Source organism: Acidovorax sp. GW821-FHT09B03 (assembly GCF_059418305.1).
The window spans coordinates 93,325-106,523 of the sequence record NZ_JBWKPP010000011.1 but is presented as its reverse complement, the minus strand read 5'-3'; the positions used below and the strand labels follow the sequence as shown (position 1 = coordinate 106,523).

Genomic DNA, 13,199 nt, shown 5'->3' with positions numbered 1-13,199 from the left:
CTTCCGGCTGTTCCTGGCCGCGGCCATCCGCCGCGACCCGTCCCTTTGCAGACCCATCCATGGCATCGCTTGATTTTGAACGGGAAGAGTCCCGGTTCCGCGCGTTCTACGCATCCCAACGCCCCGCACTGGAGGATGCCTGTGCGGCCTTCACGGCCGCCATTGCCGCCGTGGTGGACGACGCCCGCAGCGTCGATGTCTCCAAGGTGGAGGGGCGCGTGAAGGACGCGGACGAGTGCATCCGCAAGTTCGCGCGCAAGTACCGGCCCGGCCTGGAAGAGAGCAACACGCCCTATGAGATCCAGAATTGGATCACCGACCTGGTCGGTGTGCGCGTGGTCTGCCTGTACGAGGACGAGCTGGAAAAGGTGGCGCAGATCGTGCGCCAGCACTTTGCGGTGATCGACGTGACCGACAAGGCCTCGGCGGTGGAAAGCACCGAGGCCTCCTTCGGCTACAAGGGCCTGCACCTGGACCTGCGGGCCGGCCCGCGCGCCCTGCCGGCGCTTGTCGCGCACGCCGACCAGCCCTTCGAGCTGCAGGTGCGCACCATCATCCAGGACTCCTGGAGCGTGCTGGACCACAAGATCAAGTACAAGAAGTCGATTCCCGGCCAGCTCAAGCGGCGCATCAACGTGCTGTCGGCCCTGTTCGAGCTGGCCGACCGCGAGTTCCGCCAGATCCGCGACGAGACGGCCGCCGCACTGCTGCAGGCCCCCGACGAGACGGCGGAGGCCGACGTGGAGGAGCAGGATGGCGCCTTGGCAACGCCCAAGCCCTCCGCCCTGGGCAGCGAGCTCAACGCCTTCACCTTCCTCAAGATCGCCACGCACTTCTTCAAGGACTTCGAGTTCGATCCCTCCAAGGTGGACGGCTTCGTGGACGACATCCAGGCCTGGTCGCCTGGCATCACGCGCGCGCGCTTCAACACCCTGATGCGGGAGACGGTGGGCACCGTCAAGCGCTACAAGCAGCACTTCGAGGAGCAGAACCCGCAGGGCAGCTTCAACCCCTACACCGTGATACGGCACTGCCTGTACCTTTCCAACCGCACCCAGTTCCGCCCCGCGCTGCGCAACGTGGCGCGCGAGGCGTTCGAGGCCTGGCTGGCGGACAACGGCTGACCGGCGGCCCCGCCAGCGCGCCCGGCTGCCAGCAGGGTTTTGCTGAAAAAAATCATAGCAGCGATGCTTTTCACCGCAAGGCATCCGTAGCCGTTTTCACCGGCACGGACAGCGCTGTCACCAAGGCGACTGGGCCTAGGTGGTTTTCCCGCATGCAGAGGTAACCAAGTGCTGCTATATTGCACTGCAACATAACGGAGTTTCGCCCCCCATGCTCTACCAGATCTACGAAACCCAGCGCTCCCTGATGGAGCCGGTCACCGACTTTGCGCAAGCGGCGGCCAAGCTCTTCAGCAACCCCATGTCTCCCCTGAGCCAGACGGCGTTCGCGCAGCGCATGTCGGCGGGCTACGATCTGCTGTACCGCCTGGGCAAGGACTATGAAAAGCCGGTGTTCGACATCCACACCGTGGATGTGGATGGCGTGGGCGTGGCGGTGCACGAAAACGTGGAACTGGACAAGCCGTTTTGCGAGCTGCGCCGCTTCAAGCGCTTTTCGGACGACACCGACACCCTGGTGCGCATCAAGGCCCAGCCCGTGGTGCTGGTGGTCGCCCCGCTGTCGGGCCACTACGCCACCCTGCTGCGCGACACGGTGCGCACCCTGCTCAAGGACCACAAGGTCTACATCACCGACTGGAAGAACGCACGCCTGGTGCCCCTGTCCGAGGGTGAGTTCCACCTGGACGACTACGTGAACTACGTGCAGGAGTTCATCCGCCACCTGCAGGCCACCTACGGCAACTGCCACGTCATCAGCGTCTGCCAGCCCACGGTGCCAGTGCTGGCGGCCGTGTCGCTGATGGCCAGCCGCGGCGAGAAGACGCCGTTGACCATGACCATGATGGGCGGCCCCATCGATGCGCGCAAGTCGCCCACGGCGGTGAACAACCTGGCCACGAACCGCAGCTACGAGTGGTTCGAGAACAACGTGATCTACCGCGTGCCCGACAACTTCCCCGGCGCCGGTCGCCGCGTCTACCCGGGCTTCCTGCAGTACACGGGCTTCGTGGCCATGAACCCCGACCGCCATGCGTCCAGCCACTACGACTACTTCAAGGACCTGATCAAGGGCGACGACGCCAGTGCCGAAGCGCACCGCAAGTTCTACGACGAGTACAACGCCGTACTCGACATGGACGCCGACTACTACCTCGAAACCATCGAGACCGTGTTCCAGGAATACAAGCTGGTGAACGGCACCTGGGACGTGCGTTCGCCAGAAGGCAAGGTCGAGCGCGTGCGCCCGCAGGACATCACCACCACCGCCCTGTTCACGGTGGAAGGCGAGCTGGACGACATCTCCGGCTCGGGCCAGACCGAAGCCGCCCACGACCTGTGCACCGGCATCGTGCGCAAGGAGCAGCGCCACCTGGAAGCCAAGGGCGCCGGGCACTACGGCATCTTCAGCGGCCGGCGCTGGCGCGACATCGTGTACCCCGAGGTGCGCAAGTTCATCCTCTCGCACGAAGTCCCGCAGAAAAAGGCGCCCCGCCCCGCTGCCGTGACCGAGATGCCCGACGACAACCCGCCTGCGCCACCGCGCAAGGCCGTGGCGAAGAAGGCACCGGCCAAGGCCGCCGCAAAGCCTGCCGCCAAGGCCAGGCCAGCCACCGGAGCCGCAGCGGCCCCCGAGCCCGAAACCCCCGTGGCCAAGGCAGCGGTCACAGCAGCCCCCGCTTCGCGCACCCGCCGCACCACCGCGGCTCGCAAGGCTTGACTGCGCAGCCGCACGCCCGCACAACCACCCCTTCACCACCTGCAGGGCCGGCCGCGCATGCGCTGGCGGCCCGCATCGACGCGGCCCTGCCGCAGACGCAGTGCACCCGCTGCGGCTACCCGGACTGTGCGGCCTATGCGCAGGCCATCGCCTTCGAGGCGGTTCCCATCAACCAGTGCCCGCCCGGCGGCGTCGAAGGGGTGGCCCGGCTGGCAGCCCTCACCGGCCAGCCGCTGCTGCCGCTGAGCGCCGAGCACGGCCTGGAGGCGCCGCGCACCCTGGCCGTCATCGACGAGAACTGGTGCATTGGCTGCACGCTGTGCATCAAGGCCTGCCCCACCGATGCCATCGTGGGCGCCAACAAGCGCATGCACACCGTCATCGAGCCGCACTGCACGGGCTGCGAACTGTGCATTCCCGTATGCCCCGTGGACTGCATCCGCCTGGAAACCGTGAGTGGCCAGGCCACGGGCTGGGCCGCCTGGAGCCCGGTGCTGGCAGCCCATGCGCGCGAGCGCTATGCAGCCCACAAGGCAAGGGCGGCCTCGGGTTCGCCCGAGCTGGACGAGGACGAGCCCGCCGGAACAGCCGACCCAGCGGCACCCCCCTCCTCCAGTGGAGCAGATGCCCGCAAGGCGGCCATTGCGGCAGCCATGGCCCGCGCCCGGGAGCAGCGCGCGGGAACGCAGCGCTGAGCAAAGACCCTCAGGCCGGCTTCACTTCGCGGCCAGGGCCTTGTAGACCCCGCAGCCCAGGTACAGGTCGCCCACCCGCTCGACGAAGGACATCTTGGTCTGCACCGCGCCGGTGGCCGGGTTGGTGATGTCGTACTCCACCCAGCCGGGCCCGATGTCCGCCTGGGCCGAGATTTCCGCCATCAACCGGTTTCCGTCAATGCCGGGAATGTCCTGCACCCGGGTGCCCACCTTGGCCGGGTTGCCGCCAAAGGCCCGGTAGGTGCCTCCGGCATCGAGCACGAAGACGTACATGTCCCGGTCGTTGAAGGGCTGGCTCTTGTCGGTGATGCGCGGCAGGAACTGGTCCCGCGAACTGCCCTTGTGCAAGGCGGCCGCACGCTTGACCAGGGCCACGGCCTCCTCGGCCGTGCCCTGCTGCAGGCGAAACGCCGATACCGCACGCGACAGCGTGGAGGCGCGGCTCTCCAGCGCCTCGGCCTGGCCCACGGCCTGGCTGACCATCTGCGCATTGCGCTGGGTGATCTGGTCGAGCTGCTGCACGGCGCTGCTGATCTCGCGCAGGCCCGTGCTCTGCTCGGCGCTGGAGCTCGAGATCTCGGACATGCTGGCCGCCACGCTGCGCATGCCACCGGCCATCTCGGTGATGCCCTGGCCCGCGGTGCGGATCAGGCCGGCGCTCGATTCCACCTGCGTGACCGAGTCGTTGATCAGCTCGCGGATCTCGCGTGCGGCCGTGGCCGAGCGCTGGGCCAGCGTGCGCACTTCGGAGGCCACCACGGCAAAACCACGGCCCTGCTCACCCGCGCGGGCCGCCTCCACCGCCGCGTTGAGCGCCAGGATGTTGGTCTGGAAGGCGATGGCGTCGATGGTGCCGATGATCTCCGTCATGCGGCGCGCGCCCTGCTGGATGGCCTGCACCGACTGCACGGCGCGGCCCATGGCCTCGGCCCCGGTGTCGGCGGCCTGGCGCATCTGGCCGGCACGCTGGTCCGCGCCCTGCGCCGTCTGGGCGTTGTTCTGTACCGTGGACGAGAGCTGCTCCACGCTGGCCGCCGTCTGCTCGAGGTTGGCGGCCTGCTGCTCGGTGCGGTCGGCCAGTTCGCGGTTGCCATGGGCCAGGCTCTGGCCGGCATGGGCCACCAGCGCGGCGTTGCTGCGGATGTCGGCCACCATGGCGGACAGCCGCAGCACCATGGCGTCGAGTGCCCGGGCCATCTGCGCCATCTCGTCGGTGCCGCCCGTGGCGGCATGCACGCACAGGTCGCCATCGGTGATGCGCGCCATCGCCGCGGACAGGGCCGCCATGTCGTCCACCAGGCTCAGGTACAGCGCCAGCAGCGCGTACAGCACCACCACGCCGCCCGCCAGGTCCACCCACCAGGGGGCGCCCAGCAATGCGGCGGCGAGCGTGCAGGCGATGAGCACCGCCAGCGTGGCCAGCTTGCCCGGAAGGTGCAGCCGGCGCATCCACCACAGGCCAGGCCGCAATGGAAGGAATCCTGCCATGTTGTCTCCGATATCGTTGTGATCCCGGACCGTGATCGCGCTCCGGGGCTTCGCAACCATACTAGGCATGGGCCTTACGCCGGATTGACAAGCGGCGCCACCCAAGGGTTTGCGATAGGGGATGTGCCCCGGGGCACATCAGCGGTGCGAGCGGTCGGCAGCCCGTGAGGCGGCGGGTACGGCATCACCCATAATGATGGCCCATGAACCCCCTGCTCTCCCACCTGCAGCCCTACCCGTTCGAGCGGCTGCGAAAGCTCTTTGCCGCAGTGGTGCCTCCGGCCCAGTATTCCCCCATCAGCCTGGGCATGGGGGAGCCGCGCCATCCAACGCCGCAGTTCATCAAGGACGCACTCAGTAACAACCTCAATGGCCTGGCGAGCTACCCGGCCACGGCCGGCGAGCCGCGCCTGCGCGAGGCCTTCACCGCCTGGCTGCACAAGCGCTACGCGCTGACGCTGGACGCGGGCAGCCAGGTGCTGCCCATCAACGGCTCGCGCGAGGCGCTGTTCGCCTTTGCCCAGACCGTCGTCGACCCGACCCAGCCCGACCCGGTGGTGGTCTGCCCCAATCCCTTCTACCAGATCTATGAAGGCGCGGCCCTGCTCTCGGGCGCCACACCCTACTACGCGCCAAGCGACCCGGCGCGCAACTTCGCCGTGGACTGGGACAGCGTGCCGACGGAGGTCTGGAAACGCACGCAGCTGCTCTTCGTGTGCTCGCCGGGCAACCCCACGGGCGCCGTGATGCCGCTCAACGAATGGCAAAAGCTCTTCGCCTTGAGCGACCGCCATGGCTTCACCATTGCCTCGGACGAGTGCTACAGCGAGATCTACTTCCGCGACGAGCCGCCGCTGAGCGGCCTGCAGGCCGCCATCCAGGCCGGGCGCAAGGACTTCCAGAACCTGATCTCCTTCACCAGCCTGTCCAAGCGCAGCAACGTGCCCGGGCTGCGCAGCGGCTTCGTGGCCGGCGATGCAGCGCTGATCAAGGCCTTTCTGCTGTACCGCACCTACCATGGCAGCGCCATGAGCCCGGTGGTGCAGGCCGCCAGCATCGCCGCCTGGGGCGACGAGCAGCATGTGACCGAAAACCGCGCCCTCTACCGCAAGAAGTTCGCCCAGGTCACGCCGCTGCTGGCGGGCGTGATGGACGTGGCGCTGCCCGACGCGGGCTTCTACCTGTGGGCCAAGGTGCCCGACGCCTTGCGAATGACGGACGCCGAGTTCGCCCGCGAGCTTCTGGCTCAATACAATGTCACCGTGCTGCCGGGCAGCTACCTGGCCCGCGAGTCCGGTGGCTTCAATCCCGGCGCCCAGCGCGTGCGCATGGCCCTGGTGGCCGAGGCCGAAGAATGCGTGGAGGCCGCGATGCGCATCGTCCAATTCATCCAATCCCGTACTGTCTGACATCCATGACCCAACAACTCCAGAACATCATCGACGCCGCGTGGGAAAACCGCGCCACCATCTCGCCCGCAGCCGCCCCCAAGGAAGTGGCCGATGCCGTCGAGCACGTGATCGCCGAACTCAACAATGGCACGCTGCGCGTGGCCACCCGCCAGGGCGTGGGCCAGTGGACGGTGCACCAGTGGATCAAGAAGGCCGTGCTGCTGTCGTTCCGCCTCAAGGACAACGAAGTCGTCAAAGCCGGCGACCTGGGCTTCTATGACAAGGTGCAGACCAAGTTCGCCCATCTGAACGAAGAAGAGATGAAGGCCACCGGCGTGCGCGTGGTGCCTCCGGCCGTGGCCCGCCGCGGCAGCTTCATCGCCAAGGGCGCGATCCTGATGCCCTCGTACGTGAACATCGGCGCCTACGTGGGCGAAGGTACCATGGTCGACACCTGGGCCACCGTGGGTTCGTGCGCCCAGATCGGCGCCAACGTGCACCTGTCGGGCGGCGTGGGCATCGGCGGCGTGCTGGAGCCGCTGCAGGCCGGTCCCACCATCATCGAGGACAACTGCTTCATCGGCGCGCGCTCCGAAGTGGTCGAAGGCGTGGTCGTCGAAGAGCACTCGGTGCTGGGCATGGGTGTGTACCTGGGCCAGAGCACCCCCATCTTCAACCGTGCCACGGGCGAGATCAGCTATGGCCGCGTGCCCTCTGGCTCGGTGGTGGTCAGCGGCAACCTGCCCAAGACGGCGGCCAATGGCGCGCCCTACAGCATGTATGCTGCCATCATCGTCAAGCAGGTGGACGCGCAGACCCGCTCCAAGACCAGCATCAACGACCTGCTGCGCGACTGATCGAGTCCTGCGGCCACCGATAAGCACGCACACGCGGCCAGCGCCGGCCCACCAACGAACAAGAGGGGAAACACCATGAGCACGATGGAGCGGATTCTTCGCCTGATGAGCGAAAAGAAGGCATCGGACGTCTACCTGTCGGCCAATGCCCCGGCGCTGATCAAGATCAACGGCGAGTGCGTGCCGATCAACAACCAGATCCTGCCACCGGATGCGCCGCGCAACCTGCTGTCCGAGATCGTTCCGCCCGACCGCATCGAGGAGCTGGAGGAAACCGGCGAACTCAACATGGGTGTGCCGCTCTCGGGCGTGGGGCGCTTTCGTATCAGCGCCATGCGCCAGCGCGGCAGCTATGCGGTGGTGATCCGCTTCATCTCGCAGCAGATCCCCGAGATCAACTCGCTGGGCCTGCCCTCCGTGCTGCCCGAGCTGATCATGGAAAAGCGCGGTCTGATCCTCATGGTGGGTGCCACGGGCTCGGGCAAGAGCACCTCGCTGGCGTCCATGATCGACAGCCGCAACGAAGTGCTCACCGGCCACATCCTCACCATCGAGGACCCGGTCGAGTACCAGTTCCGCAACAAGAAATCCATCGTCAACCAGCGTGAGATCGGCAGCGACACCCAGTCGCTGCAGACGGCGCTGAAGAACGCGCTGCGCCAGGCACCCGACGTGATCCTGATCGGCGAAATCCGCGACCGCGAGACCATGTCCGCGGCCATTGCCTATGCGCAGTCGGGCCACTTGTGCCTGGCCACGCTGCACGGCAACAACAGCTACCACGCGCTCAACCGCATCCTGTCCTTCTACCCCGTGGAAGTGCGCCCGACCATGCTCGGCGACCTGGCCTCGGCGCTCAAGGCCGTGATCTCGCAGCGCCTGGTGCGCACCCTGGACGGGGGCCGCGTGCCGGCCGTGGAGGTCATGCTCAACACCAAGCTGGTGTCCGACCTGATCGAAAAGGGCGACTTCGGTGGCGTGAAGGAAGCCATGGAAAAATCCATGGCCGAGGGCTCGCAGACCTTCGAGGAGGATCTGGCGCGCCTGATCATCGACAAGCGCATCGACAAGAAGGAAGGCATGGCCTTCGCCGATTCGCCCACCAACCTGATGTGGCGCCTGCAGAACGACTTCTCCCTGGCCGCCAACACCGCCAAGGCGCAGAAGGAGTCGCGCGACACGCCCGACGACATGCCTTCGTTCACCGAGATCGTGCTCGACGTGAAGCCGGCCGCCTGAGGCACGAGCGCGCGGCGCTCCCCCTTTTCCCCTGTTTTTTTTGTCCTTGTTTTTTCTTCCTGCGATGTCCCGTACCCTGCACCTGGCCGAACAGCTGATCTCCCTGCCCTCCATCACCCCCGACGACGCGGGTTGCCTGGAGGTGCTGGCAGCACGGCTCGTCCCCCTGGGTTTCGTGTGCGAGCGCATCGACAGCGGCCCCGACAACTTCCGCGTGAGCAACCTGTGGGCGCGGCGCCCGGGAGCGGGTGGTGCAGCGGCCAAGACCCTGGTGTTTGCCGGCCACACCGACGTGGTGCCCACCGGTCCGCTGGACCAGTGGAGCAGCGACCCCTTCGTGCCCACGCACCGCGACGGCAAGCTCTTTGGCCGCGGCGCCAGCGACATGAAGACCTCGATCGCCGCTTTCGTGGTGGCTGTGGAGGACTTCCTGGCCGCGACCCCCGATCCCGCGGTCACCCTGGCCCTGCTGCTGACCAGCGACGAGGAAGGTCCGTCGGTGGATGGCACCAAGGTCGTGGTCGAGCAGCTCAGCGCGCGCGGCGAGCACCTGGACTACTGCATCGTGGGCGAGCCCACCTCGGTCGAGCGCACCGGCGACATGATCAAGAACGGCCGGCGCGGCACGCTCTCGGGCAAGCTCTCGGTGCGCGGCATCCAGGGCCACATCGCCTACCCGCAACTGGCGCGCAACCCCATCCACCAGGCCCTGCCGGCGCTGGCCGAACTGGCCGCGACCGAATGGGACCGGGGCAACGATTTCTTCCCGCCCACCAGCTGGCAGGTCAGCAACGTGCACGGCGGCACGGGCGCCACCAACATCATCCCCGGCGAGGTGGTATGGGACTTCAACTTCCGCTTCTCCACCGAATCCACGGCCGAGGGCCTCAAGCAGCGCGTGCATGCGGTGCTCGACGCCCATGGCCTGGACTATGAACTGCGCTGGACCCTGGGCGGCCAGCCCTTCCTGACCACGCCGGGCGAACTGGTCACGGCCGTGCAGCAGGCCATCCTGGCCGAAACCGGCATCACCACCGAGCTGTCCACCACGGGCGGCACCAGCGACGGGCGCTTCATCGCCCAGGTCTGCCCCCAGGTGATCGAACTGGGGCCACCGAACGCCAGCATCCACAAGATCGACGAACACATCGTGGTGGCCGACATCGAGCCGCTCACCCACATCTACCGCCGCACCCTCGACAACCTGCATGCCCAGGCCCTGGCGGCTGCGGCGGTGAGCGCATGAGCGCGGCGCTGACCGGAGGCACCGTGGGTGCCGTGGTGCAGTCCGCAGCCGCCCTGCTCGCCTCGGCGGGCCTTTCATTCGGCCACGGTACCGCCAACGCGCACGACGAAGCCGCCTGGCTGGTGCTGTGGCGCCTGGGCCTGCCGCTGGACAGCGACCTCTCGGACGACGCCGACGCAGTGGGTGCCCAGGATGTCACGGCCGAGCAGCTGGCACAGGTGCAGGCCCTGCTGCAGGAGCGCGTCGACACCCGCAAGCCCGCGGCCTACCTCACGCGCGAGGCCTGGCTGCAGGGTGTGTCCTTCTATGTGGACGAGCGCGCCATCGTGCCGCGCAGCTTCATCGCCGAGCTGCTGGCCGACGGCAGCGTGGACGAATTCCTGGGCGAACACACGCAGCGGGTGCTGGACCTGTGCACCGGCAACGGCAGCCTGGCCGTGCTGGCAGCCATGGCCTGGCCCGAGATCACCGTGACCGGCGCCGACATCTCGCCCGATGCCCTGGAGGTGGCCCGCATCAACGTGGATCGCCATGGCCTTTCGGAGCGCATCACGCTGCAGCTGTCGGACGGCCTCGCGGCCCTGCCCGGCCCCTGGGATCTGATCCTGTGCAATCCCCCCTATGTCAACGCCAGCAGCATGGCGCAGTTGCCAGCCGAGTACCGGGCCGAGCCCGAACTGGCCCTGGCCGGTGGCAGCGATGGCATGGACTTCATCCGCCAGTTGCTCCAGGACGCGCCCGCGCGCATGAGCGAGAACGCCGTGCTGCTGCTGGAGATCGGCAACGAGCGCGCGCACTTCGAAGCCGCCTTCCCGCGCCTGCCGGTGTACTGGATCGATACCAGCGCCGGTGAAGACCAAGTGCTGCTCATCACGCGGGAGGCACTGGCCAAGGCATGAACGGCATCTCTTCCCCCCTGGCGACCACGGTCCCGCTGGCACTCTCGGTTTCCCCGGCACCCGCGCGTGTCGCCGTGGTCATTCCCTGCTACAAGGTCACCGCCCATGTGCTGGGCGTCATCGAGCGCATCGGCCCCGAGGTGCAGGGCATCTTCGCGGTGGACGACAAGTGCCCTGTCAACTCCGGCGCCTTCATCCAGCAGCACTGCACCGATCCGCGTGTGCAGGTGGTCTTCAACCCCGAGAACCTGGGTGTGGGCGGGGCCGTGATGCACGGCTACCGCCGTGCCATCGAGGCCGGCTACGACGTCATCGTCAAGGTCGACGGCGACGGCCAGATGGACCCGCGCCTTTTGCCCGGCTTCATCGCCCCCATCCTGAGCGGCGAAGCCGACTACACCAAGGGCAACCGCTTCTTCGACCTCGAAGAGATCCACCAGATGCCGCGCATGCGCATCTTCGGCAATGCGGCCCTGTCTTTTTTGACCAAGATCTCGTCGGGCTACTGGCAGGTGTTCGACCCGACCAACGGCTACACCGCCATCCATGCGCGCGTGGCCAGCCATTTGCCGTTCGACAAGATCAGCCGCAGGTACTTCTTCGAGACGGACATGCTGTTTCGCCTGAACACCCTGCGCGCGGTGGTGGTGGACGTGCCCATGAACGCCCACTACGCCGACGAGGAAAGCAACCTCAAGATCAGCAAGATCCTGCCCGAGTTCACGGTCAAGCACCTGCGCAACTTCAGCAAGCGCATCTTCTACAACTACTACCTGCGCGACATGTCGCTGGCCTCCATCGAGCTGCCGCTGGGGCTGCTGATGCTGGGCTTTGGCACCTGCTTTGGCCTGTTGCACTGGATCAGCTCCAGCACCCACCAGGCCTACTCGTCGGCCGGCACGGTGATGCTGGCGGCCCTGCCCGTCATCGCCGGCCTGCAGCTGCTGCTGGCCTTCATCGGCCATGACATCGCCTCGGTGCCCCAAAGGCCGCTGCACAAGGTGCTGCACAGGAAGATCGATCTCGGCAAGAACGGCTGAGGGATGGGTGCCTGCGTTACAGCGACCGCCGCGCGCACCGGGGCGCGCCACCTGAAACCCCGCCTCGACCTGCGCATGGCAGGCCTGCCTGTGCTGGCGGGCGGCTTGCTGCTCGCGCTCGTGGTGGCATGGTGCCTGATGCGGCTGGTACCGGCCTTCCAGTCGCCCGATGAGAATGTGCACCTGCTGCGTGCCGACATGATCGCCCACGGCCAGTGGACCCTGCGCAAGGATGAGCCGGACGAAGCCGGCAACCAGGGCGGCTACGTGGACCGCAACTTCATGGCGTTCACGTTGCGCATGCGGACGATCTCCGGCACGGAGCGCGACCCCACCGCTTCGGCCAGCGCGCTCATGGCCCAGGCCTCCGGCGAGCACTGGGCGCACAAGGACCAGTTCGTCAACGCCGTGGGCACCGGCTACTACGCGCCCTTCATCTACCTGCCCCACGCGCTGGGCCTGCGCGCCGCGCGCGCCCTCGACCTGTCGATGCGCGCAAGCTACGAGCTGACGCGCCTGCTGGTGGCAGCCACCGCGCTGGGCCTGACCGCCTGGGCCTGGCGGCTGTTCACGCCCAACCTGCTGGTGCGGGTGCTGGTGCTGATGCCCATGGCCATGTTCCAGATCATCTCGCCCACCATCGACGGGCTGAGCATCGCCGCAGCGCTGCTGCTGGCCGCGCTGTTCTCGGTGCGCTGCATGGCCCCGCGCAGCGACGCGAACCTGCTGCAGGAGTGTGCGCTCTATGCCTGCACCTTCCTGCTCGTGACTTCCCGCGTCAATCTGGCGCCCTTGCTGCTGCTGCCCCTGTGGCTGCTGGTGCGCAAGTTTTCGGCCGCGCACCTTCTGGCCTGGATCGCGCTGTGCGTGGCCTGTGGCGGCTGGACGCTCTACGGCATTGCCACCACGGCGGACGCCCGCCTGGTGCGCAACCATGCGACCCTCGAGATCCTGGCGATCTACCTGCAGGATCCACTCGGGTTCGCCCGCCTCGTCCTCGGTACGCTGCTGGACGGCGAGACCGGGTACTTCTACGCTTATTCCTTCGTCGGCATGATGGGCTGGCTCGATGCTTCCGTCACCAAGGATGCGATGGAAGCCGTCTGGTATGGCCTGGCGGTTGCGCTGGCCGCGACCGTCGGGTCGACGCGCTGGCTGCGGCGCGATGCAGCTGCCCGTGCGCTGCTCCTGTTCGTGGCGCTGGCCAGTGGCGTCCTGGTCTTCCTGGCCCTGGCCATCAGCTGGAACGACCACCCGGTGGCCATCATCAGCGGCGTCCAGGGCCGCTACTTCATCGTGCCCGCCGTGCTGGCCGCCACGGCGCTGGGCCCCATGGGCCAGGCGGCCTCGCCCACCCACCGGACCGTGGCCAACGTGCTCACGGCCACCTTCGCCCTGGTCTCGATCTACACCATGGCCACGACCCTGTCCGAGCGCTACGCCCTGCGCCTCCTTTAACATCGCCGGGCCCCTGCCCGA

11 protein-coding genes are annotated in these 13,199 nt (G+C 67.4%); 10 read left to right on the top strand and 1 reads right to left on the bottom strand.

The window, feature by feature from the left end; genetic code table 11:
• Positions 1-59 precede the first annotated feature (59 nt).
• The 3 genes from AC07PA_RS19780 (at position 60) to AC07PA_RS19770 (ending at position 3,539) form a co-directional block, all read left to right on the top strand.
• Positions 60-1,124, top strand: a complete 1,065-nt coding sequence (locus AC07PA_RS19780) for a GTP pyrophosphokinase (RefSeq protein WP_494607139.1) — start codon at positions 60-62, stop codon at positions 1,122-1,124.
• A gap of 211 nt (positions 1,125-1,335) precedes the next feature.
• Positions 1,336-2,844, top strand: a complete 1,509-nt coding sequence (locus AC07PA_RS19775) for a polyhydroxyalkanoate depolymerase (RefSeq protein ID WP_494607141.1) — start codon at positions 1,336-1,338, stop codon at positions 2,842-2,844.
• A complete protein-coding gene (locus tag AC07PA_RS19770) occupies positions 2,841-3,539 on the top strand; it encodes an RnfABCDGE type electron transport complex subunit B (protein WP_494607143.1) in 699 nt (232 codons plus the stop codon). The genes AC07PA_RS19775 and AC07PA_RS19770 overlap by 4 nt, the downstream gene beginning before the upstream one ends.
• Positions 3,540-3,560: 21 nt before the next feature.
• Here the strand turns inward: AC07PA_RS19770 and AC07PA_RS19765 are convergent, their stop codons facing one another.
• The gene (locus tag AC07PA_RS19765) at positions 3,561-5,048 is read right to left on the bottom strand and encodes a methyl-accepting chemotaxis protein (protein WP_494607145.1); all 1,488 of its coding nucleotides are present in this window, start codon (positions 5,046-5,048) and stop codon (positions 3,561-3,563) included.
• A 203-nt stretch (positions 5,049-5,251) separates the two neighbouring features.
• Between AC07PA_RS19765 and dapC the strand changes: the two genes are divergently transcribed.
• The 7 genes from dapC (at position 5,252) to AC07PA_RS19730 (ending at position 13,178) form a co-directional block, all read left to right on the top strand.
• A complete protein-coding gene (dapC, locus tag AC07PA_RS19760; RefSeq protein WP_494607147.1) occupies positions 5,252-6,457 on the top strand; it encodes a succinyldiaminopimelate transaminase in 1,206 nt (401 codons plus the stop codon).
• Positions 6,458-6,462: 5 nt separating this feature from the next.
• A complete protein-coding gene (gene dapD, locus AC07PA_RS19755) occupies positions 6,463-7,296 on the top strand; it encodes a 2,3,4,5-tetrahydropyridine-2,6-dicarboxylate N-succinyltransferase (protein WP_494607149.1) in 834 nt (277 codons plus the stop codon).
• A 75-nt stretch (positions 7,297-7,371) separates the two neighbouring features.
• On the top strand, positions 7,372-8,535 hold the full coding sequence (locus AC07PA_RS19750; protein ID WP_007855201.1) for a PilT/PilU family type 4a pilus ATPase: 1,164 nt from the start codon (positions 7,372-7,374) through the stop codon (positions 8,533-8,535).
• Between the two features lie 64 nt (positions 8,536-8,599).
• Positions 8,600-9,781, top strand: coding sequence for a succinyl-diaminopimelate desuccinylase (gene dapE / locus AC07PA_RS19745; protein ID WP_494607152.1), 1,182 nt, complete (start codon positions 8,600-8,602; stop codon positions 9,779-9,781).
• Positions 9,778-10,680, top strand: a complete 903-nt coding sequence (gene prmB / locus AC07PA_RS19740) for a 50S ribosomal protein L3 N(5)-glutamine methyltransferase (protein WP_494607154.1) — start codon at positions 9,778-9,780, stop codon at positions 10,678-10,680. Before dapE ends, prmB begins: the two co-directional genes overlap by 4 nt.
• Positions 10,677-11,720, top strand: a complete 1,044-nt coding sequence (locus AC07PA_RS19735; protein ID WP_007855197.1) for a glycosyltransferase family 2 protein — start codon at positions 10,677-10,679, stop codon at positions 11,718-11,720. The genes prmB and AC07PA_RS19735 overlap by 4 nt, the downstream gene beginning before the upstream one ends.
• A gap of 75 nt (positions 11,721-11,795) precedes the next feature.
• Positions 11,796-13,178 (top strand): DUF2142 domain-containing protein, encoded by a 1,383-nt coding sequence (locus tag AC07PA_RS19730; protein WP_494607156.1) that lies wholly within the window; start codon positions 11,796-11,798, stop codon positions 13,176-13,178.
• Positions 13,179-13,199: the final 21 nt, after the last annotated feature.

What these genes read in the sequence shown, in the direction of transcription:
- AC07PA_RS19780 (WP_494607139.1), top strand. Translation starts at nt 60, where the DNA reads ATGGCATCGCTTGATTTTGAACGGGAAGAGTCCCGGTTCCGCGCGTTC.
- AC07PA_RS19775 (WP_494607141.1), top strand. Translation starts at nt 1,336, where the DNA reads ATGCTCTACCAGATCTACGAAACCCAGCGCTCCCTGATGGAGCCGGTC.
- AC07PA_RS19765 (WP_494607145.1), bottom strand. Translation starts at nt 5,048, where the DNA reads ATGGCAGGATTCCTTCCATTGCGGCCTGGCCTGTGGTGGATGCGCCGG.
- dapC (WP_494607147.1), top strand. Translation starts at nt 5,252, where the DNA reads ATGAACCCCCTGCTCTCCCACCTGCAGCCCTACCCGTTCGAGCGGCTG.
- dapD (WP_494607149.1), top strand. Translation starts at nt 6,463, where the DNA reads ATGACCCAACAACTCCAGAACATCATCGACGCCGCGTGGGAAAACCGC.
- AC07PA_RS19750 (WP_007855201.1), top strand. Translation starts at nt 7,372, where the DNA reads ATGAGCACGATGGAGCGGATTCTTCGCCTGATGAGCGAAAAGAAGGCA.
- dapE (WP_494607152.1), top strand. Translation starts at nt 8,600, where the DNA reads ATGTCCCGTACCCTGCACCTGGCCGAACAGCTGATCTCCCTGCCCTCC.
- prmB (WP_494607154.1), top strand. Translation starts at nt 9,778, where the DNA reads ATGAGCGCGGCGCTGACCGGAGGCACCGTGGGTGCCGTGGTGCAGTCC.
- AC07PA_RS19735 (WP_007855197.1), top strand. Translation starts at nt 10,677, where the DNA reads ATGAACGGCATCTCTTCCCCCCTGGCGACCACGGTCCCGCTGGCACTC.
- AC07PA_RS19730 (WP_494607156.1), top strand. Translation starts at nt 11,796, where the DNA reads ATGGCAGGCCTGCCTGTGCTGGCGGGCGGCTTGCTGCTCGCGCTCGTG.